The organism is Plastoroseomonas hellenica (assembly GCF_018129085.1).
GTDB lineage: Bacteria > Pseudomonadota > Alphaproteobacteria > Acetobacterales > Acetobacteraceae > Plastoroseomonas > Plastoroseomonas hellenica.
In genome coordinates, this window is sequence record NZ_JAAGBB010000006.1 from 36,865 (window position 1) to 58,597 (window position 21,733).

A 21,733-nucleotide genomic window follows, 5' to 3' on the forward strand; every position below is an offset into this window, starting at 1 on the left:
TTGGTACAGCGGGCGGTCACCGAAACACAGGTGGTTCTCCGCCCCTGTACGCACCACCATTGCAAACGCGTGCAAGACGCCAGAGGGCGAGATGGCGACCATCAAGATCATCCACACGGCTGACTGGCAACTTGGGAAGCCATACGGCCGATTTCCGCAGGAAGTCCGGTCAGCGCTATCCGAAGCTCGTCTCGACGCGATCGACCGGATCGCTTCCGCGGCGCGCGACACTGGCGCTGGCCAGGTCCTAGTCGCGGGCGATGTCTTCGATAATGTCGAACCAGGCAACCGCGTTGTCGTGCAGGCAATGTCGCGGATGGGGCACGCGCCGGTGACCTGGTGGCTGATGCCGGGCAACCACGACCACTTGCGAGCGGGCGGACTATGGAGCCGGGTGCGCGGCCTCGCACCGCCGAACGTCCGCGTCATCGATCGTTCAGAACCTATGGAGCTCGATGAAGGCGCATGGTTGCTACCGGCCCCTCTCGAGCATCGGAGAACGCGTGAAGATCCGACGGCGCTAATGGTCGGCATGGCGACGCCGCCAGGTGCTCTCCGCATCGGGCTTGCCCATGGCTCCATTACCGACTTTGGCGCCAGTGGCGAGAGCCCGAATCAGATTCCACCGGACCGCGCACGCACAGCCGGTCTAGATTATCTCGCCCTCGGAGACTGGCACGGCTTTCTGGCTGTCGGGGATCGCACCGCCTACAGCGGGACGCCGGAGATCGATCGCTTCGGACGTGAGGACGCCGGCGCTTGCATAGAGGCGATTGTCCGCACCACCGATTCGCCCGTGCTGACCCGCCGATCTACAGGTCGGTACCGATGGCTGGAGAGACGCTGGGACTTCGTCGAGGCAGATGATCTGGCGGCAGCTATCGAGGCGCTGCGCGGGGAGGGGGCGCTCGCCGATGTCCTGTTAGCGCTGAAGCTTTCGGGCACGGTCAGCCTTGCCAACCGTGTGGGCATCACTGCATCCCTGGAAGAACAGCTTTCCCTTGCCGTCCGTCACCTGGAAGTGGATGCCGCTGGGCTGATCGCACGGCCAACGGCAGAGGAACTCGCCGAGATCGATGTGCAGGGCGCCCTGGCAGGTGCAGCAGCGGTGCTGCGCGAGCGTGCAGGGGCGGGAGGCCCTGACGGCGAGATGGCCGCCGCAGCTTTGGAGCGTCTCTATGTCGAGGCGCTGCGGTTCGATCGGGGAGCGGCGCAGTGATTCTGAATTCCCTTGAGGTCGCAAACTTCCGAAAGTTCCGTGATCCTCTGAAGCTCTCCGACTTCTCGCCAGGCTTGAACGTCATCGTAGAGCCTAATGAGCGGGGTAAGTCGACCCTGCTTGAAGCACTGCGCGCCGCCTTCTTCATCCGGTATTCCGCAAAGCATGAGCTGGTCCGTTCGTTCATGCCGCATGGGGACGATGTGGCGCCGCGCATTGCGGTCGAGTTTGCAGCTGGCGGCAAGAGCTGGATGCTGCAGAAGCAGTTTCTGCGCGCGCCGTTTGTCCGGCTTACGGGGCCGGATGGTCGCCGCGAAAGCGAAGCGGCCGAAGAAGCCCTGCAGGAGCTGCTTGGGTTTGAGCGCGGCAACAACCGCGGCACCGACCCTGAAACGCGCGGGCCCCTGGGCATGCTTTGGGTCGAACAGGCGTCGGCACTTGCTGTTGAAACGCCCAACCGCATCGTTCGCGATAGCGTCAGGTCCATCCTTGAGGCCGAGGTCGGCGCAGTGACGGGCGGCAAGCGCTTCGACGCGATAAGAAACTCCGTCGAGACTTCGTACGCCAATCTTCGCACCGCGAGGACCGGGCAATCGAGAGGCGAGCTTGCTGCGGCGGAAGCCCGCCTCGCGGCGGCAAGCGATGCCCGCCAGGCCGCAGAGACGACCCTCCGCGGCTATGAGCACTCTCTGACGGAGTTGGAGCAGGCGAGGGCGCGCCTGCGAATCATCGAGCGCGATCTCGCAGATCCGGAGGCAGCTGAGCTGCGTCGCAAGCTGGAAGAGGACGTTAAGGCCGGGCAAGCGGTTCAGCTTCGGCTCTCTATCGCCGAAGCGGAGCATGGGCGTGCGGTCGAAATCGAGAAGGCCGCTGCTGGGCGCGTAGAGGCCCTCCAGCAGGCTGAAAGCCGAGCCGCGGCGGCCGCTGAGCAAGAACGAGAGAAGCGGGCGGCGTACGAGTCTGCAAAGGCAGCTGCCGATGGCGCGTCCAAGGAGGAGCGCACGTTGCGTGCCGCGCTGGACGCCAGAAGCGCGGATCGCGAGACGCGGGAGGTGGCAGTTGCTGCGGCCAGAGCACGTGCAACAGCATTCGCTCGCTCCATCAGCACGTGTCGTGCGCGTGACTCGCGCACAGCCCTAACCGAGCTCGAGAAGCAGGAGAGGGAGCTTCGTATCGAGGCCGATGGCCAAATTCAGCAGGGCGATCTGGACGGCCTGGCTGCACGCGAAAAAGCGGTGGTTGAGGCTCGCGCTCGGTTTGAGGCCGGTGCGGTCAGGATCGATGTTGAGCTTGCGGACGGTGTCTCCCTTCGCGTTGACGGCGAACTTAGCGAAGTGCGTCGCTTTGATGCACTATCGGTCACCCGCTTCGCCATCGGCGACGCCGGTAGTTTTGTGGTACGGCCGCCGGCAGGCGTGGGTCGATCGATTGAAGCGGAACTAGCGGCGGCCGAGACGCAACTCGCGGCCAAACTTCGCGAGCTTGCGGTCTCATCGCATGCTCAGGCGCTGACACGCTCGGAGCGCGCGCGAGCGGCGGCGCGACAGTTGCAGGCGGTGCGCCGCCAAATCGCCGCGGCGTGCCCTGGAGATCCGACCATTGGACTCGCGCCGGGCGCTGAGGCGCTCAGGGCGTTCACGGCGGCCTTGGCGGATGACGACGCCGTCCCCCTGATGCCAGATGACGATATCGGCGCCCTTGAAGCTGGCGTCAGCTCGGCACGCGCTGAGGAGGCCGCCGCAATGGGGCGGCAGGACGAGAGCCGTGGCGCACTGTCGAAAGCCGAGGCAAAGCTCGCAGCAGCTGCGGCCGACCACGCATCGTCAGTCAAGGAAGAGCAGACTGCCGTCTTCAATCTGCGGGCGGTGCGGTCGGCGGGGGAGAAGGCGAAGCTCGAAGAGGTCTTGGCCGAGGCCCAGAGTAGTCGGACGAAGAAATTCGAAGCGCTCGGAGCTGCACGGGATGCCGCAAAGAACCTCCAGGTCGAGGCAATTCAGAGGCGGCTCACCAATTTAAAGCGTGCAGCTGATAAGGCCGCGGAGGAGCGCCTGGAGCTCGTCCGGCAGATTGGCTCGCTGGAGGCCACGGTTTCACGGGAGGGAGCGATTGGTCCGGCCGGTGTGGCTAAAGAGGCGATCGAAGAGGAGGCAGCAGCGCGAGATGCTCACGAGCGGCTCCGGCGTGAGGCTGACGTCCTGGGAATGCTGCGCGGCGCACTCAACGACGCGGCCGCGCAGGCCTCGCGCACCTTTCTTGCACCGGTGAGCAAGCGTGCAGCGCGGTATGTGGAGCGGTTGCTGCCAGGTTGCGCGCTGACCTTCGATGACGAGCTCGGCCTGACGTCGATTGGGCGGGCGGGCACAGACGAGGCATGCGGCGGGCTGAGCCGCGGCACGCAAGAGCAACTCGCTATTCTGACACGTCTGGCGTTCGCTGATTTGCTGCTGGAGGATGGCGCGCCCGTGTCGCTCATTCTCGACGATCCGCTCGTTTATTCCGACGACGTCCGCCTAGAGGCGATGACAGATATCGTCCTGGAGGCATCGGAGCGCATGCAGGTGCTGCTGCTCACCTGCCGGTCCAAGGCATTTCGCCATCTCGATGCGAACCGCATCGTGCTTTGACTGGCTCATCGATGCGGCGCGCCTATTCACCAACAGCAGCATGCGGCCGACAGCTGCCCGGCAGCCGTCGAGGCAGATTGCGGAAGCGGACATTTATATTGAAGGTTACGTAGGTCCGATTTTCAGAGCGTCGAGCGTCAACTCAGACGGTGATGGTGTCTACAGGGCGAATAACTCAATAGGCCCCAGCCTCCTAATATCCCTTAGCAGGCTAGAGCATTTAGAGGTTCCACGGACTGCGGGTTCTGGTTCGACGCTGCTGGATGAGGGACGACATAACCATGACAGCACTGGTGTCACCGGACCTGCGGCGTCGGTGGTTCGGGCGTTGAGGCGGGCAGTTCGGCCGGGGACCGGCGCGGCGCTTTGGGTGAGTGCGTCGGCCGCCATTATGCTGGCGCGGCGGGCGCGCGAGATAGGCAGCGTGGCGCCGGCCATGATCGGCGGCCACCGGAAGGCGGCTTGGCCCAGTCAGGACGGCAAAGGCCTCTGCCTGGCGCTTGATGCTCTGCCAACGGGCGGGCGTCTCGTAATGCGCGAGATCGGGAGTGTGGGCGGTCAGGACTGACCCGCTACAAGCCGCGATAGATTGGCGGGCGGGCGTGCACGATCAGGCCCGTCGCGCGGCGGCCTCTAATGCCGCACCCAAGCGGTCCTAGACGCGATAATCCTCGCGGTTCTTTCCCTCAGCCTCCAGCACCGCCAGCCAGCGCGGAGGACGACCGCGCCCGCTCCATGTGTCGCCGTTCGGACTGCGGTATTTCACAGGAACTGATTTTCCGATGGGCTTCTGCGGCGGCTTTCGGCTCGACCTCGCCGCGGCACCGGCGCCCACAATCTCCTCTAGAGTGAGGCCAGCGCTTGCGGCCATCTCTTCCAGTTTTGCGCGCATCGTGACCCGAGCTTCAGCCTGGATTTCCCCGATCTTACCTCGGGCCGCGGCAATCAGCTCCTCGAGCTCTGGGACGGTCATTCCGTCAAGATTGATGCTACCTTTGTCTGCCATGAACTGTGTCCCTGAAAGCGATCGCCGATTTGGCGGACAGCGATCTAAGCCACCTGGGGGAAAAGCACGTAAACCCTTCGGACTGACGCGGGCCACGTTTACCGAGCCGCGGTGACAAAAGTAAGGGAAAAGGAGCACGGTAGAGCGGTGACCTTCAGTGCATCGGCAAGGGGGCCTGCTGCGCGCCCCCGTTGCATCCCCCCGGCATTCGGCCGGTAAGAACGTACTGAAGCAGTAGATCCTCCCGCGTTCGCGATTGCGGCTTCCAAGATCCTGCCGTAAGTTACGTGCCTATAACGAATATAACCTCATTGGGGCGGACATGCTTGACGAGATCGTCATTGCCGGGGAGGGAAGCTATCCAGAAGCCGGCGAGCGCCTGAGCTCTCTCAAGGCGCTAAACTTCGTTTTCGGAGCCAATGGTTCTGGAAAGACGACGATCTCTCGCGTAGTCGCCGATCCGGCGGGCCATCCAAAATGCAATCTCAGTTGGCAGAACGGCAGGCGATTGGATAGCCGCGTTTATAATTCAGACTTCGTGGCAAAGAATTTCGCCGAGGCGACGGCGCCGGGTATCTTCACGTTGGGCGAGGAAAACGCAGAAACGCGCGCTAAGATTGACGCCACGAAAAAGAAGGTGGATGACCTGGAGCGAGAAATCTCTAGGTTGACGCTTAACATTGAAGGCGCCGATGGTAAAGGCGGTAAGGTTGGCGAGCTCAAAAAGGCCCGTGATGAGTTCGACGAAAAGTGCTGGCGCCATAAGACAACGCACGATACCTATTTTTCTGCCGCGTTCGAAGGTTATCGCAACCAGAAAAGCCGCTTCGCCGAAAAGATGCTGACGGAAAATGCCGGAAACACGGCTGCGCTTCATCCGCTTGATGTCTTGAAGGCGAGAGCAGGAACGGTCTATCGCCGCGGGATCGAGCCGTTGCCTCGCGTGCCAACGATCTCCTTGAAGGACCTTCGGGATCTCGAGGGTGAAGGAATTCTCGCTAAACGCGTCATCGGAAAGCAGGATCTGGATATCGCTGCTCTTATAAAGCGCCTTGGTAACAGTGATTGGGTAAAGCGAGGATTGGACTTCCTGGGTGAACCGGGATCGCCTTGCCCCTTCTGCCAGCAGCCGACGCCCCACTCACTTGAGCAGGAGCTGAATGCCTATTTCGATGAGGCTTATCTCGCCGACATGGCAGAATTAAAGCGCGTCGATGAAGCTTACGACACGTTTGCATCAGCGGCGATTAAGCGGCTTGGAGAGCTAGTCTCATCTGCTCATCCGTCATTGGACGGCGAGAAAATGAAGCTCGAGCTGGAGCGATTTGAGGACCGTGTAACCCTTAACAAACGTCTCCTCGACCAAAAGTCGAAGGAGCCAAGCGCCCCCATCACGCTCGATTCACTCGGAGAAATTGAGGCGGAGATTACTGGCACAATAACGTCTGCGAACGCGGCCGTTGACGAGCATAACCGCATGGTTACCAACCTCGCGACCGAGAGGACAACTCTCACATCAGAAATCTGGAAACGCTTGCTGCATGACGGCGCAGCCGACATTGTCGCCTACACCGCTACGAAAACTGCCTCCGAACGCGCGATCAACGGGATGAATGGTTCACGCACCGCGAAGGAAGGTGAACTTGCCGCCGCCAGGTCTGAGCTGAGCATGCTCGAGCGGAGCGTTACCAGCGTTCTGCCTACGGTAACGGAGATCAATGCGACGCTCAGCTCCTTTGGCTTCATGAATTTTAAGTTGGCGACAGCCGGCGAGAATGACGGAGACTATAAGGTCGTCCGCCTCGACGGCTCCGACGCAATCCGCACTCTCAGCGAAGGCGAGCGAGGATTCATCACATTTCTTTACTTCTACCATCTGGTCCGCGGAAGCATTAGCGCCTCCGGTGTGGCGACAGATCGGGTCGTGGTATTCGACGACCCTGTGTCGAGCCTCGATAGCGACGTTCTGTTTATCGTCAGTGCGCTGATTAAGCGGGTTTTGGACGAGGCCTGCCTGGGGGCGGGAAGCGTAAAGCAGGTCTTCGTGCTCACCCATAACGTCTACTTCCACAAGGAGGTGACATTCGATCCGAAGCGGCAAGATGTATGCCGCGCGCATGAGACGTTCTGGATCATTCGAAAGCTCGGCAAGCATTCCAAGATTATTGGTTATGGCCATAATCCGATTAAAACGTCTTATGAGCTTTTGTGGGCTGAGGTGCGCGATCCAAATCGGTCTAAAGTCACAATCCAGAATACACTTCGCAGAATCGTCGAAAACTATTTCAAGATCCTCGGTAATCTCGATAAGGACGATATCATCGCGAAATTCACCGGTCGTGATAAGACGATTTGCGCCTCGTTGTTTTCGTGGGTAAACGACGGATCGCATAGTCACCACGACGACATTTTTGTTTCGGCTGATGACGGCCTTGTCGAGCGATACCTCGCCGTGTTTCGTGATATATTCGTCCAGACCGGGCATATCAAGCATTATGAAATGATGATGGGGCCGATTCCCGCGGCGGAGGCTAGAGATGCTTCTGCCGCAAGCAGAAATGCAGCAGCTGCTGCATAGCATAAGTGCATGCAGATTTTAAACGCCGCACTAAAGGAATTGCTCTGGCATAAGAAGCGCACAGATCTCGTTCGATATTCCTGGAACTTCACGACAAGCCTCCCCTCGTGTGCGGCGCCGGCGGGCCGCTTGTGGACGCTTCACCCGCCTCGGCTCGATCGCAACTTCGGGCGCAAGCGCTGGGCGATGAAGGCTACGCGATGGGAGAACTCGTCGCGGAGCTCGGCGCCGCGTTCCTCTGCGCAGACCTCGGTAGGGCGCAGGAGGTGCGAGAATATCACGGCACGTATCGCGTCCTGGCTTGAGGTGCTGAAGGGAGACAAGCGGTTCGTGTTATCGGCACAGCCATGCGCAGCGAGCGGCGACTTCCGCTATGGCTTCCGCCTAGGGTCCGGACCCATAAAGCGTTTGGCGCGCCGCGGCGTGCTGTGATTCACCGTTCCCGTTGAGGGGAAACGGTCGATGGCGGAGAGCTTCTGGCTGAGCGACGCGCAATGGGATCGGCTGCGGCCGCTGCTGCCGAACAAGCCGCGTGGCGTGCCGCGGGTGGATGACCGTCGGGTGATCAGCGGTATCGTGGTGGCATTGCAGTCGGGCGGTCGCTGGATCGACGTGCCGGCGGCGTATGGGCCGCGCAAAACGCTCTACAACCGGTTCGTGCGCTGGTCGGCGAAAGGCGTCTGGCGCGAGATCTTCGAGGCGTTGGCTGCGGTCGGCGGCCCTCCGGCGGAGGTCCTGCTCGACAGCACCCATGTGAAGGCGCACCGCTGCGCGACGGGTGGAAAAGGGGCGGTCGCGCCCAGGCGCTCGGCATCAGCCGCGGCGGACGCACCACCAAGATCCACGCCCTGAGCGATGGCTAAGGCCGGCCGCTCGCCTTCGTGCTGACCGGCGGACAGGCCGCCGACTGCCGCACAGCCGAAGCGCTGCTACAGCGGCTTGCGCCATCGACCCTGGTCATGGCCGATCGTGCCTACGACACCAACGCCATCCGCCAGCAGATCGAGCAGCAGGGCGCGGTGCCGAACATCCCGCCCAAGCGCACGAGGCGCTGGAAGCACTGCTTCAGCCCGGTGCTCTACCGCGGCCGCAACGCCATCGAGCGCATGTTCTGCCGCCTCAAGGACTTTCGCCGCATCGCCACTCGCTACGACAAGCTCGCCACCAACTTCCTTAGCGCCGTCTACGTCGCTGCAACCGTCAGCTACTGGTTGTGAGTCCGGACCCTAGCTGGTGTGTAATGATGTCGGGTGAATGTACCTGAGTTGCCTGTCGAGAGCCGGCCGTTCAGCCTGCCCTTCTCCCCTCCGCCCGGCCGAGCGCTCGATCAGCCCAGGTCACGTACTCCTTCCATCGCGAAGTCTGTGCAGCAGTTTGGACAATGAAACTCCTCGTCCCTCGATTGCTCCGGAGGTCCGGTGAAACTCACCGAAACCGCATAGACATCGGTCCGCAGCACGCTCACGGCCGCTGATGGAACCTCGCGGAGCCTGATCATATTGAGTATCAATGAAATTCTCGGACGAATTGGCAAATAGCCTCAAGAATCTAGCTCTTGCATACAGTATACGAATCGATGGTCACGGCAATGTTAGTGCCTAGCCAAGCGCTCATGGATATATACCGAGGCACCGCGTTTCCCGAATGCATCAGGCTCGCCTGATAGCCTTGCGGGGTGGCTGATCTCAAATAGCCAGTGCGGCGTTTCGCCGCCCCCGGCGCTACGCTGTGCGGACGACTTCACGCCGTACACATTAAGGTCTGAACCACAGAGCCTCTGCTCGTGGGCATAGATAGATCAATTAGATGCGATTACAGATCCGTGTGTGCGTCGTACACAAGGTGTCGCATCAATGGTGCCATTAATCTTTAACGTGCTCGGCAAACAGAAAAAATAATAAATGACTAGTTACAGATATGGGAGGGACCCATGTATGCAAGCGATCATAACGCGTGTATCGAGGACAATGAACTCTCAATTCGAGAACTCGATATTCATGACCTAGATTCACTGATAAACGTTCATCAGAAAATTGTTGAGGCACTTCCGTCTCCAAGTCTATTTCGAGCACGCGGAGTCGAGTCGATTAGGAGCCTGATCGGAGACGACTCCTCGTGCTTCGGCATATTCGACGGAAAAGCCCTAGTAGCGTATTCAGCCGTTCGCTTTCCGGAATCCGGCACGGAAAATCTCGGGATCATTTTGGGCTTTGACCAATACGAAGCACAGCTTGTCGCGGAATTCGAAGGTGTTGCGGTATTACCAAAATATAGAGGAAATGGTCTACAGGATGTTCTTACGAAAGCGCGTGCGGCGAAGGCGATACTTCGGGGCCGGCTCATAACAGCCGCGCGCGTTTCACCCGAAAACTTCCATAGCCTCCGAAATTTCCTAGCATATGGAATGACCGGACGGAAGTTTGTCAGGCTTTCCGGTGGATATGAGCGGCTAATAGTTGTTCGTAATCACGTGGATGGTGAAAACCCATCGTGGATGGATGAGACTGAGGTTATAGCTACGGATTTCGCCGGGCTAAACCGCGCTTTTGATACAGGACTTGAGCTTCGAGCGTTCGATAACGCTCGCGCTAAACCTGTGTTTGTGCTGGCGAAGCGTCGGCGTAGCACGGAATCTCGGCGTCGGAAGGTAGTTCGGGCCTCGGGTGCAATGGGCGTCGCACTTGGGCCTGATGTCATCAAAATGCCTGCCTGAAGGCAGCAAAAAAAGCGAGGGAGTTCAGAACATGGATGAGCCCATCGTAAAATATTCACCGTCTGATTTCCTGGTAGTCGAGAATCTTGTCCTTCCGGAATTCACGTTCCCCGCGGCAGGACATTATGACACCGGAGATGAAGCTCCATTCACTTATCTCCGTGCGCAGAAATCCGGATACACCACGTTTGAGCTCATGGGACTCCTCTCCAGATTTTTCTGTCTACCAACGGAATCGGTTACCTATGCAGGTTTGAAAGACGAGGATGGTATAACCGAACAGACAGTGTGCATAGCTGCCCGTATAACTCAAAAGTCCGCAACATTATTTAACTCAACAAATCGCACGTCAGCCGGAAAATTCGTAAGAATATACCTATTGGGATATGGGAGCAATAAAATAGAAATTGGAAAATTGAATGGAAATGGATTCAGGATAACTATCAGAAAGATCAGTCAAAAATTCGCCGATACACTGCCTGGTCGTGGGAAAATGTTGATATCTTTCCTCAATTATTACGATACTCAAAGATTCGGGATACCAAACAACAGAAAAAACACGCACCGTATAGGCGAAGCCATACTGAACGGGGATTTCAGGAGAGCCTTAGTCTTAGTACGCGAGTCCGGTACTCCGGAAGGCAAAATCGCCGTGGAGGCCCAAATGAACGACGCAGAGAAGTTCTTTGAATGCCTTGAGCCCAGGATAATTTCATTTTACAAGAGCTCATTTGCGTCTTTCGAATGGAACAGCAGGCTTGCAAAAGAAGTAAGGAAATCCGCACATGAATTCATAGAGAAAAACTACGAAGGAATAGAATATACCTTCTCGAAAAAGTCGGCATGTGTGTCTGGTATGATGGCCTCGATGAAGTCTATGCCGATGAAAAAATATTACGGAGACATGGCTATAAGTGAGCGTCCAACGGCCATACAAACTCAGATACATTTCGACCAAATAGAAGAAGATGAAGTTCATGTTGGATTTTATAAAATTTCAGTATCATTCTTCCTCCCATCTGGTACTTACGCGACAATGTGTTTGAAGCAGATTCTAAATTTTGGAGACATAAGAGATGTTTCGTAGCGGAGATGGAAGAGAAAAGATTGAGCCGAAGATTGTGAGGACCAATGGGAGTCACATTCTGTGCGATTTCGACAAATGCTCCCCAGAAATTCTGCGAAGTCGGGATACCGTAGAGGATCTCCTCCTTAGAGCGGCACGACTAGCAGAAGCTACGATCGTCGCGAGTCATTTCCACGCCTTCTCGCCAGAAGGCATTAGCGGCATTGTCCTAATAGCCGAGTCGCATCTATCGATCCACACCTGGCCGTCGGCAAGATATGCAGCTGTCGATCTATATACCTGCGGTGAACTGGATTCCTGGCCCGCCTTGGCCGCGCTTGCTCAGGCTCTTGGTTCCAAGGAACCTCGTTATGCGGAGATCCACCGCCGCTCACTATACGAACCAGTTGCGGAGAACGTCAGGAGGAGACCGGGAATTGATCTCCAAAAAATCGCGCTGCCAAGCGACTTACATAAATAGGAGGAAGCCATGAAACTTATAAATTGGCTATATGCCGCGCATCCATTCTTCAGAGAGATGAAGAAGGACATACTTTCGGTCTTGGAAGACCAGGAATGCACAAATTTGGATGGACTTGTTTGTGCATCCCGGCGACCGGTGCGAAGTGTTCTTCTCGGAATTCGAGCGCTGGAACTATCGAAGCAACTTTCGGCGGATGACGGTACGGTGAGGCTCAACAACCCTGGTAATAGGACCGCGAGGCGACCACCAAGGGAAAAGTTCGATCGCTCTGCGGTTGACGCTAATGTGGCGGAGCGTTATCAGGGCCTTGCGAAAGATCGAGAAGATCCTTCCCTCCTTTGGAGCCAGCGCAGGCTCAACCCGGACTCAGCCGTCGAGAGAGCTGCATATATTGTAAAATGGTGCCGTGGTCTACGAGGGAAAATCGCATTCCTCGGCGATGACGATCTAGTAAGTCCTCTGGTCGCCGCATCTCTGCCCGATTGGCAGGTCTATGTGTACGATATTGATGCCGCAGTGCTCTCGAAGGCTCAAGATACGGCAGAGATACTGGGCGCTTCGCTGCTGGCTGAGCACGCTGATCTCTCCAAAGCTGCGCTGAAGCTCGCTGGGGAAATCGATGTCGTTGTCAGCGATCCGTTCCCGACGGGAGATGGCTCCTTCGAGGTCATGTTTTGGGGCCAAGTCTCCACGCTGCTCAAACGTGGCGGGATATCAGTGTCAACGATCGGCGCGTCGCATAAGCCTGTCGGCTACGACAGCGCAGCTCTCCGCGGCCAGGAGGCGCTCGGCTTAGCTCTGCTGGACCTGCGCGAGAGTTTCGGTCGTTACGAGACTTTCTCCTTCGAGTTCTCTTCTTGGGAGATGAGCTTCATGAAGGAGAGACGACTCACGAGCAGCATTTCCCAAACCAAGTCCCTGATGGCCGCGAGGAAGATACGCGAGCCCATCGCTATGGCTCCTGGGACGCCATTCGATTTCGATAGGTGGTCTGCGGCCACCGCGAACCACTACCTCACACGGCAGGCGGGGGCTTCCGAACAGCGCCGGCTTGCAGCAGAGCGAGGAGTGATCGGCGACGCGCCGTTCGACGAATCTGCGCCCCCTCGGGAGGGCTTTAATGTCGGGGCATTATTCAACCTCCTCTCTACTGATAGCGGAGGAGGCGGCAATACGTCACCGGTCGCGGCGACCTACGATCGTGCCTCATTGGAAGCCGGACTCCGCAGTGCGGAGGCTCCCTACACCGAAGAGGAAATTGCCGAGCTGGGGCGCCTGCAATGCTCCTCATCGATCTATGACGATGGCCCGTTGGCTGAGCTCGGGCTAGCCGTTAGGGCCATGGAATCGTGGGATCGGAAGAGGCTGGATTAGCCCCGCGTGGAACACAACTAAGGAGCGCCGTTATGGCTTCAGGCCTCGATCGCTTCCGCAGGCTATTGATCTCTGAGCCAGCTCTCGCCACGGAGCTAGGGTCGAGACAAATGGCAGCTTTTAGAGGCGCATCCTTGCCGGTAACTGAATTGCCTTCCGACAGCGCTGCCCTCGCGCACGAGGCCGCGCAGCGGCCTGGAACGCTACTCGTCCTCCGTACGCCCTCGAAAGGCTGGGTGACAAAGGCCGATTACGGCTCCCTGGCCAGCCGGCCAGGTGAAAGGCATTTGCATCCCATTATGGGTTGTCAATCTGCGTGCGCGTATTGCTACCTCCGGGGAATGGAGGTGGGCCTACGGCCTCTTCGCTTCCATGTAGACCTTCAAGATCTTCTAAGTTCGATTGATAGAGAAATTGCCACTGCGGATCATCAACCCTTGTTGTTCTGTACTGGCGAGTTAGCAGACAGCCTTGGAGATGCGGATCTCTTCCCCATTGCGGCAGAGCTCATTCGGCACATTGGGCGAAGGCGGGTCGCGCAACTGGAACTCCGGACTAAAAGCAACTGCGTGCAGTCGCTGGTTGATTGCGACCATGGCGGCCTAACCACGGTCGCCTTTTCCCTTGCCCCTCAGCAATATATAAAACGGCACGAACCCGGCACAGCCTCTCTCCAGGAGAGGCTCGAGGCAGCCCGGGAAGTGCAGAAACTGGGATACAGATTGGCATTCAAATTTGAACCTATTCTGATCGAGAGCGATTGGAAGATCCTTTATGCGGAGTTACTTGAGGCGATTGTTGGAAGCGTCGATATCGCGCCGATAGATCATGTCAGCGTCGGATGCCTGAGATGGAGCGGCCCATTATCCGATACCAAGATTTTCGCTAAGCAATATGCCGAGGAGATCGCTGCCGGGGAATGGATTCAGTACCGGCCTGACCGCAAGAACGGAACAATCAGGAAGGACGACCGGTTGGAAATCTACCGGTGGATGAGAATCCAGCTCAGGCGGGTTGGCATAAGATCGCCAATATGGTGGAGCGTTGAAGAAAAACCGATTCTGGATCTTCTGAATGAAGATCAAATGAATCCATGAAACCGGAGGTCGGCCAATGAGCGTAAAATTTGGGATCGTGATAGGCGATACCGACCTGTATGCAAATGCTTATAGGCAATCCGCGTTTCTATCCTCAAATTTGCTTTGTGGATGGGTGCGACGGCCCTCCTGCCCGTCCGACTTTTATGATGTGCGGTTAAGTGGCTTAAAAGAATATCCCTCCGTGGCGGAGATGACGGCATCCAGCGATATCACGGCTATAGTATTTTTCGATTTTCCTACGGGGCGAACAATTGACGTGGTGCGTTCTCTCAATGCGGGAATCCACGTCCTTTGCTACGGAGCCTTTGCTTCGTCACTCTCCGACGCAAGGGACATGGCGACCGCCGCCGCTAGGCCGGGCGCAGTGTCGTGTGTCGCTAAGCCGATGATGAGGGGACCTTACGATCGGGCCATCCAGAAGTTTTTGCGCTCTGGTAGGCTGGGGCGTATAACTGTGATGGACGTGATACAAACTTCTCCTGCGAACGTCCACGGCGGCTCTTTTAGGCCATTCGAGCTGGTGAAATATATCGGGGGGAACGCTCTTAACATTTGGGAGTACGCCGATACTTTAAACGCGTGGCTCTCGCCGTATGAATCATTGTATGCGGTAGGAGCGGCGCCTCTTGGCGATCAAAAATATGATGCCGGCTTGCGAAGAAGCGACGTTGCGCCACAAATATTAATGATATCTGGTGTGCTGGCGAATGGTGCCATCGCCGTAGAGTACCATGGCGGCATATCCAGATTAAAGAATAACCATGATCTTCTGACGGTATACGGTAGTCTCGGGACTTTTAGATATCATTTCGGAAATCATAGAGCGTTCTTTGCCGAAGCCGGTGAGGATTTCGTGGCGATGGGCGATGATATTCTGACTAGGGACCCCCAGGAGATTGACCCCGCGCAGGAATTTTTTGACATCATTACGAGGAAAGCAACGCCAAGGGATGGGTTATCACTGCGGCCTTTTGAAGAGGCCTTGAGGATTATGCAGAAAGTCGAGGCGATCAGGCACTCCTACCTGTACAACCGGCCGTTTGATTTGTCCGAACTGTGATGCCGATCAGAGGCGGCGTAACAACACGTCCGGACTAGCCTCGAGATTTGACCAGTCCGCCTGGAGGGATTAGCGAAGGATATCGTTTGGCAGCCTTCGGAACGAAATCGACGGCCACTCACATTAATCGTCAAGCGCTCGAAAAGCAAGGCCAACGCGTTATCGAGGTGCAAAGCTTTATTATGCACGGCATTTCCCGATGCAGAAACATCGTATAGGGAAGGAAACCCGTCCATGCGCCGAGGAAGCAAAAGCCTTCCGATGAACGCCAACCAGCGTAGGTATACTCGCTTATTCCGAGAGCATGCGTTATCGCGCATCAACAATATGTCCTTAGCTTTTTTGGTGCAAGCTCGCTACCGGCGTAGCGCCGTTCGTGAATCGATAAGGCGCCTGACAGACAGACACGAATTGCTTAGAGCGCAGATTTCGAGTTGCGGCGACGATATGTTTACCCTACTTGATCAAAACGAAGATGCACTAGAGATTCGATTTGTGGAAGGATTTAGTCCGGCAGGCCTGGAAGCTGCAGCAGCTATGATAACAACGCAAACTCATCTCTCAGAAGAGAGTCGTCCGGGCAGAAACCTTATACGGTTTTTTGTGCTAGAGGGCGGTGAAACCGAATGGGTTTTAATCGTATGCGCGTCCCATATTATTATGGACGGCGTCAGTGTTCGGATCGTGTTGAAGGAATTCTGCTTGATCTACGAATCGATTGTAAATAAAACTCAACTTTATCTTCAGGATACGCGCGCAAGCCACTCTGATATGGTGGCGCAAGAGCGTCACCAGATTACAAACGCTGAACGGCCCATGGAAACTCTGGCACAGAGCCTTAGTCCTATCATTTCCAGCAGGACAAACATTAAGGACATTGGATTCTCTCCAACGGCGAGGGCGAGGTGCCCCTTGGATGATACGCTATGGCGCCAGCTGTCGCAGATATCCAAGCGGATCGGCGTAAGGTCGAGCGTTCCCTATCTGGCGGCATTCCTTCAGTCGGAGTGGGATATGGGACGCAAAGATGTTCTTGTTAAAACAGTTAGAGCGGAAAGAGGGAGATTGTCTGACTCGGGCCTGGTCGATAACTTTATCGATTTATCTATCCTGGATTTCCGCGCAATTAACAATGTGGCTTTCGAAGCGTACTTGCTGGACGTAAATAAGGTTGTAAATGCCGCTGGTGAGAGTAAAGCGATGTACTGGCCATTGTGCGAAAGGCATTTTCCATGTTACTATACGCATCCCTACGGGATAATAGATTGCGAATTTAGTATGTTGATTGCGGAAGGCAATAAATGGGTTGATAGTAATGCTATTAGCTTGACTAGGATTGACGGGGCCGTCCAAAATACGAGTACATGGGCTCAGTATAGCCGATGCTTGCAAGTCCGGCCGACCAGAGATGGGGAGGGATCGCTCTTCCTCCTTTATAATACGTGCGTGATTGAACCCGCTGAGGCCGAGGCGCAGATAGCTGCAATCCTAAAAGTCCTGGAAGATCTAGCCGCGGCTGCCGCGTTTACCCCGGACTAAACGGTGTGACTGCGCGGCGCCATGGGGAGGCTGTCAGGATTAAAGCGCGCGGAGAGTACCCTGCGAGCGGCAATTGAGATCGTTTTTCTTACGCCGCGGTGGGCATCGAACGGTTGCCATTCCCGTGAATGACGGCAGTTGGCTCGGTTCCTCGTGTTGTTTTTGAGCCCTTTGGAGATTGATGATGGATTCAGATGCTGCAGCCGCCGAAAAGGCAATAGGGTTTCTCTCGATAGCGGAGCGCATCAAACGCGAACTTCGCCACTCTTGGCTGTCAGATGGGCGGCGTGAAAGTGTCGCCGAGCATACTTGGTTTATTGCGCTATTGGCGCTGCTAACGTATCGACGGCTGCAGGAGCCAGTCGCACTGGAGCGCGTGCTGGCAATGGCAATCGTGCACGATATAGCTGAGGCTGAAGTTGGTGATATACCGTTTTTCGAGCAAAGCGAGCGGAAAACTCGGAAGGCGGCACTCGAGCTGGCGGCAATGGACCGAATTTCTTCTCTGCTTCCGGATCCGGAGGGGGCTTTCGTTAGGGAGCTTTGGCTTGAATTCGAGAAGGGGCAGACGATAGAGGCAAAGTTTGTTCGGGCGCTCGATCATCTTGAGGTGCAGGCGCAGCACAATCTTGCCGATCTGAATACCTGGGAACCTATTGAGCACGAACTTGTCTACACCAAAATGGACGACCGTTGTGCTCACGACGAGTTTCTTCAGAAACTTCTCTTGCATGTGCGTGGTGGTGCAGAGCGAAAGATGAAATTGGCCGGGATCGATGTTGAGGCGGTAAAATCTAGGATCGCGGAATCGAGGTGATGGGTACGCTATTCCTTAGAGCCGACATCGTCCGATTGCGTGGCGATCTCAAATGTAAGGCCCGCAGGTTTCAAACTCGCCAGCACGTGATTTCCCGTTCGCGCCGGTGCCGTTGACGCTGGAACAGTCCCGAGGTGCGCGATTGTTTCCACAACGAAATCAATGGAGTTTCATCGTGCCGCGCCCGCAAATTATCATCCTCTTTGTGCTGCTCGTCACGTCCGTGAGTCAGTCTTTCATATATGCGGTTCTGCCATCTAACGGTCGCGCACTCGGCTTATCAGACATTCAGATTGGAGCTATAAGTGCCTTCTCTACAATAGGGTTTATTATTGGCGCGCCGATCCTCGGCGGGTTAAGTGAGCGGTTCGGTAGAGTGCCGTTTTTGGCATTTGGAATGCTCGCCGGCGCGCTGGTCAATTTGGTTTTCTATGTGGCTATTGGAGCTGGCTTGTCTGGTTTGATGAGTGTTTTTTCTGTTTACCTGTGTTTGGTTTTTTCGCGCTTATTTCTAAATGTCAGTTGGAGCGGTATGTTTCCCGCAGTGCAGGCCTACACGGCTGATAAGACGACGGATGAGAAGCGCGGTGCGGTTATCGCTATGAACAGCGCCGCGCACGGTGTGGGAGCGGCGGCCGGGCCAATGGTCGCCTTGGGGCTCGCCGCGCTAAGCCCGCTCGCCCCCTTTCTTGGTGTCGCCTTACTGTCGTTTTTGACCTTCCTGCTCGTCGTCGTTTTCCTCTCCGACGGGGCGAGAGCATCTGACCGAGGGGCGAAGGCGACCAAGAGGGGCGACGCAGGATTGCTGTGGCGGATTTGGCCCCTGTTGCTGGTTGGTTTTTTGTCGATTCTAGGAACTCGAACACTTCAGCAGATGATCGCCTTCCGCGTTCAGGACGAGTTCGCGCTTCCTTACGAGGAAGCGGCGCACATGGCCGGAATTATGCTAGCGGCCCTTGCGGTTACGATGATCATTGGCCAGATCCTGATTGGATTTAAGATCGTGGATAGGAAGCCGCTAGAGCTCATTCGAATTGGAGGGTGGATGGCTTGTCTTGGTAGTGTCATGTACACGGCCTGCGGCTTCCTGTCCTCGCTGCCGCATAATGCTCTCTTTCCACTCGAACTTGTGTGCCTGCTTATACTCGGAGCTGGTCTGGGTTTTGTTGGTCCGGGCGCGGCCGCCCTCGTTACTTTTTCAGCAGGCAAGGAATCTCAGGGGCGCGCAGCGGGATTGTGGAATTCTGCGCAAGTTATTGGCCTTATGACCGGACCCATACTCGGGACTGCTCTTTATCAGGTAAATGCAAATTTGCCATTTGTCCTTATATCGGCGATATTCGCCGGCATATTCTTTGTAGCGCGAATGGGGCTTGTTCGGTGAGTAGGAACGTCGGTGGCGCCGGAGTTCTCTGCCTGTCGTGGGGGCGGGGACCTTTTCTGCAGCCGCCTCAGTTTAGCCGGCGCAAATTTCAACGTAAGCGTCAGCTGACGCCCGCCTTGCTCTGATAGGCGATGCTCGCCGATGTGGTGAGCATGACGGATACGATGGCGCCTGCCACTGAGGCTAAGGACCGCTCATACGACGGTCGTAAGAGTGGTGGTCCTGGCAATGCTGGTGCTGCGGTGGAGGTTCGTGTTCGGGCCGGGCGTCGGCGGCCGTGGCGGGACGAGGATAAGCTACGGATTGTGCGGGAGACGTTGGCACCTGGCGTGGTGTGCAGGCGGTTGTCTCGCCGCCTTGGCTAGATCGCGAAGGCTTTGGCCGAGGTTCGAACGTCCGAGCTGCGCCAGGACGTGAGCGGGGTCGCGAGCGCCAGCCGACGGAGCTGGGACGTGACCCTGCCGAGCGGCCTGGCCGAACCGCTTCTCCCTGATGCAGTCGCTCAGCGAGCGGCGGCCGGCCCACACCTCAAGGTCCGCGCTCTCCTGGTCTGTTAGCCTGATCGAAAAGGGCGTTGGCTCCGGTTTGTATGTCGGCATTCCAATTCCCGCAGAGGGAACCGGACCAGGCAACCGGCAGGGGAAGGGCACGCCGAATGCCGGCGAGGCTTAGAGTCCGGCCGGTTTCGGCCCGATGTCCCAGGCTCAGTGAATGAAACGGCGCTCAGTTCGCCTCTCCCCGCATCCGCCGCTTCAACAGCCCAGGCGTCCCGGATTTTCCGGCGGTTCTGGGCTGCTTTGCGTTTGTGGACAGAGCGCCCTCGCGCAAGTCAGATCGAGCTGATTAGGCGTTTCTGTCTGCGAGGGTCTGCTTCCATGTATCCCTGCGTGGTCTCGATCGATCGATGTCCCGCTAAGCGCTGCACATCGCGCAAGCTGCAGCCGACGCGCCATGCATTCTGGGCGGCCGCAGTAATGAATGTGCGGCGGCCTGAATGGGAGGAGCAGCCTTCCAGACCCAAAGCCCGGAATGCCGCCACGAACCAGTTCACCACCGAGTTTGCCCGTAGTGCGCCGCCGCGAGCAGAGCAAATGACGGATCCAGCATCGGACCCCAGCGCCTGGAGGCGACGCAGCGCGATCCTAATGTCGGCATGCATCGGGATATATCGCCCGCCACGCTTCTTCGCGATCGCATCACGGACGGAGATGGTGTCCGAGAGACGACCTCTTGGGTCGAGCACCATGCTCCACTCAAGCTTTGCGATTTCGGATGCCCGAAGGCCAGCTTTGAAAGATAGCAGCACCATCGCGACGTCCCTCTCGGGAGAGCTCGTCGAGCTAGCGTAGCGCAGCAGGCGCTTCAGGCACGCCTCATCCAGCACCTTGGCTTGCCGACCAGGCATGTTCGGTTCTCTCGTGATTTAGAAGAAGGGAAGTGCGGCAGAGGCCCGTGTGCCGGGATCATCTCGGCGCGGAAAAGGCTAGCACTCTCCGGCCATCATGATCGTGAGCACCCGGTGCGTGACCGTCGGATCCGCCGGATCAATCGAATGCGCGGTGAGGGAGCGGTCATAGTAATCGATTTTGAAGATCACCCGCTCGCCCAACACCTCGATGATCGCAAAATCATGCTCTCCATGGGGATCATTCCCTCGACCGAAGGCGGCAAACTGCTGCACCTGAGCGAGGACTTCATCGCGGAGGCGCGCGCTGAGTGCCTGGACGCCCGCTGTTAGTAGAATGGTTCCGCCGATTCCGTTTATGCGCAGCTGATCGTTCAGCTCCCTTATTCTCGCCGCTTGGTCGGCCTGACTCATCTGCTGGGCCCCTCGGAAGCGGGCTTCACTGTGCGTACGAAGGCGACGAGTTCGTCGAGGCGACGTTGCCGCAGGCCCTCTTCGGGCTCATCGGTCCAGTACAATGTCGCGATACCGCTCGCGATGTGCAGCAGGGTCGCTGGCCACCAGCCCGCGACAAACCCGTTGCTATCAAGGTCGGGAGCGAGGACCTCGTCGCCTTCCCGGGTCAAGCCAGACAGCTCTTCGAGTAGCTGGCGCTTTCTGGACAGAGTGATGGTGTCCTTGCCGCCGGCATCGCTCGGGTCGAGCCGGGTGTCGTCGACCACCTCCTTCTGCGCGGCTTCGCGAAGGCTCTCCCAGAGCGTGGTGCTGATGATATGGAGAGCAGGCATCCCGTCAGCTTTCAGTGTCCACGGACGAAGCTGAGTGACCACTGAGATGGCCGCTTCAGATGAGGCAATCAGAATCGATGTGTGCAAGTTTTCTTTCACCCATCGGGCGATGCGGATCTCTCCGATCGCAAAGCGCGCTCCCACAGCGCTCTTGCCTTTCTTAAGGATACCAAATACAGCGAGCACTGGAACGAGAGCAGGCGGCTTCTCTGGCTTCTGCTTCATAAAAACCTCCTCGAAAAGTGGTGTTTGGCGCGGCAGTGCCGCTGCTATTATTTCATAATATTTGCGATGCGTCAACAGTTATTTTTCGTGAGGGTTTCGCTGTATCGAATCAGAGCGGACGCGCCGGCACATCTGTGCGGCGCGGCCGAGACCAACCGACGGGTCTGGTTCGACGTCTTCTCGAAGGAAGGCGGCGCTGCCGCCGTTCACGCCGCGCGGTGCTCGGCGTTTGCGGTGATGTCGACTGCCACCGTTGGCAGCTCGGCAACCGGGTACTTGGCCGGGTATTTACCGCCCCGGCGCACTGAAATGTTTAAGCAATATCAGTCTGTTACAGGCTTTTTGAGGGCT

Annotated in this window: 17 protein-coding genes and 1 pseudogene; 14 read left to right on the top strand and 4 right to left on the bottom strand. The window is 57.3% G+C overall.

Going from position 1 to position 21,733, the window contains the following annotated elements; genetic code table 11:
* The first annotated feature begins 91 nt into the window (after window positions 1-91).
* Together GXW71_RS06445 and GXW71_RS06450 are read left to right on the top strand one after the other, a co-directional pair.
* Window positions 92-1,219: a metallophosphoesterase family protein gene (locus GXW71_RS06445; RefSeq protein WP_211851600.1), complete on the top strand. Its 1,128-nt coding sequence runs from the start codon at window positions 92-94 to the stop codon at window positions 1,217-1,219.
* Complete coding sequence (locus GXW71_RS06450) at window positions 1,216-3,843, top strand: AAA family ATPase (RefSeq protein WP_211851601.1); 2,628 nt, start codon at window positions 1,216-1,218, stop codon at window positions 3,841-3,843. The genes GXW71_RS06445 and GXW71_RS06450 overlap by 4 nt, the downstream gene beginning before the upstream one ends.
* A 655-nt stretch (window positions 3,844-4,498) precedes the next feature.
* Here the strand turns inward: GXW71_RS06450 and GXW71_RS06455 are convergent.
* Window positions 4,499-4,849 carry an H-NS histone family protein gene (locus GXW71_RS06455; RefSeq protein ID WP_211851602.1) on the bottom strand — a complete coding sequence of 117 codons (351 nt, stop codon included), beginning with the start codon at window positions 4,847-4,849 and terminating at the stop codon, window positions 4,499-4,501.
* A 322-nt stretch (window positions 4,850-5,171) separates the two neighbouring features.
* On the opposite strand from GXW71_RS06455, the gene GXW71_RS06460 reads away from it, so the two are divergent.
* The 12 genes and pseudogenes from GXW71_RS06460 (at window position 5,172) to GXW71_RS06515 (ending at window position 18,964) form a co-directional block, all read left to right on the top strand.
* Window positions 5,172-7,427: an AAA family ATPase gene (locus GXW71_RS06460; protein ID WP_211851603.1), complete on the top strand. Its 2,256-nt coding sequence runs from the start codon at window positions 5,172-5,174 to the stop codon at window positions 7,425-7,427.
* A 200-nt stretch (window positions 7,428-7,627) separates the two neighbouring features.
* Entirely contained in the window at window positions 7,628-7,732 is a 105-nt protein-coding gene (locus tag GXW71_RS34705; protein WP_246526347.1) for a hypothetical protein, read from the top strand.
* A gap of 157 nt (window positions 7,733-7,889) precedes the next feature.
* Window positions 7,890-8,644, top strand: a pseudogene (locus tag GXW71_RS06470) (IS5 family transposase).
* 713 nt (window positions 8,645-9,357) lie between these two features.
* Window positions 9,358-10,140: a hypothetical protein gene (locus GXW71_RS06475; RefSeq protein WP_211851604.1), complete on the top strand. Its 783-nt coding sequence runs from the start codon at window positions 9,358-9,360 to the stop codon at window positions 10,138-10,140.
* A gap of 31 nt (window positions 10,141-10,171) precedes the next feature.
* Window positions 10,172-11,227 carry a tRNA pseudouridine(13) synthase TruD gene (gene truD, locus GXW71_RS06480; RefSeq protein ID WP_211851605.1) on the top strand — a complete coding sequence of 352 codons (1,056 nt, stop codon included), beginning with the start codon at window positions 10,172-10,174 and terminating at the stop codon, window positions 11,225-11,227.
* On the top strand, window positions 11,217-11,687 hold the full coding sequence (speD, locus tag GXW71_RS06485; protein WP_211851606.1) for an adenosylmethionine decarboxylase: 471 nt from the start codon (window positions 11,217-11,219) through the stop codon (window positions 11,685-11,687). The genes truD and speD overlap by 11 nt, the downstream gene beginning before the upstream one ends.
* Before the next feature lie 9 nt (window positions 11,688-11,696).
* Entirely contained in the window at window positions 11,697-13,064 is a 1,368-nt protein-coding gene (locus GXW71_RS06490) for a bis-aminopropyl spermidine synthase family protein (protein ID WP_211851607.1), read from the top strand.
* A 32-nt stretch (window positions 13,065-13,096) separates the two neighbouring features.
* Window positions 13,097-14,161: an SPL family radical SAM protein gene (locus GXW71_RS06495; protein WP_211851608.1), complete on the top strand. Its 1,065-nt coding sequence runs from the start codon at window positions 13,097-13,099 to the stop codon at window positions 14,159-14,161.
* Window positions 14,162-14,345: 184 nt separating this feature from the next.
* Window positions 14,346-15,224, top strand: coding sequence for a Gfo/Idh/MocA family oxidoreductase (locus GXW71_RS06500; protein ID WP_211851609.1), 879 nt, complete (start codon window positions 14,346-14,348; stop codon window positions 15,222-15,224).
* Between the two features lie 261 nt (window positions 15,225-15,485).
* Window positions 15,486-16,763, top strand: a complete 1,278-nt coding sequence (locus tag GXW71_RS06505; protein WP_211851610.1) for a condensation domain-containing protein — start codon at window positions 15,486-15,488, stop codon at window positions 16,761-16,763.
* Between the two features lie 181 nt (window positions 16,764-16,944).
* Window positions 16,945-17,580 carry an HD domain-containing protein gene (locus GXW71_RS06510; protein ID WP_211851611.1) on the top strand — a complete coding sequence of 212 codons (636 nt, stop codon included), beginning with the start codon at window positions 16,945-16,947 and terminating at the stop codon, window positions 17,578-17,580.
* Window positions 17,581-17,755: 175 nt separating this feature from the next.
* Window positions 17,756-18,964, top strand: coding sequence for an MFS transporter (locus GXW71_RS06515; protein ID WP_211851612.1), 1,209 nt, complete (start codon window positions 17,756-17,758; stop codon window positions 18,962-18,964).
* Window positions 18,965-19,793: 829 nt separating this feature from the next.
* Here GXW71_RS06515 and GXW71_RS06525 read toward each other — a convergent pair.
* From GXW71_RS06525 to GXW71_RS06535, 3 genes are all read right to left on the bottom strand, one after another.
* Window positions 19,794-20,369, bottom strand: a complete 576-nt coding sequence (locus GXW71_RS06525; RefSeq protein WP_211851614.1) for a tyrosine-type recombinase/integrase — start codon at window positions 20,367-20,369, stop codon at window positions 19,794-19,796.
* Window positions 20,370-20,447: 78 nt separating this feature from the next.
* A complete protein-coding gene (locus GXW71_RS06530; RefSeq protein ID WP_211851615.1) occupies window positions 20,448-20,783 on the bottom strand; it encodes a DUF3768 domain-containing protein in 336 nt (111 codons plus the stop codon).
* Complete coding sequence (locus tag GXW71_RS06535) at window positions 20,780-21,382, bottom strand: hypothetical protein (protein WP_211851616.1); 603 nt, start codon at window positions 21,380-21,382, stop codon at window positions 20,780-20,782. Before GXW71_RS06535 ends, GXW71_RS06530 begins: the two co-directional genes overlap by 4 nt.
* Between the last annotated feature and the right edge of the window lie 351 nt (window positions 21,383-21,733).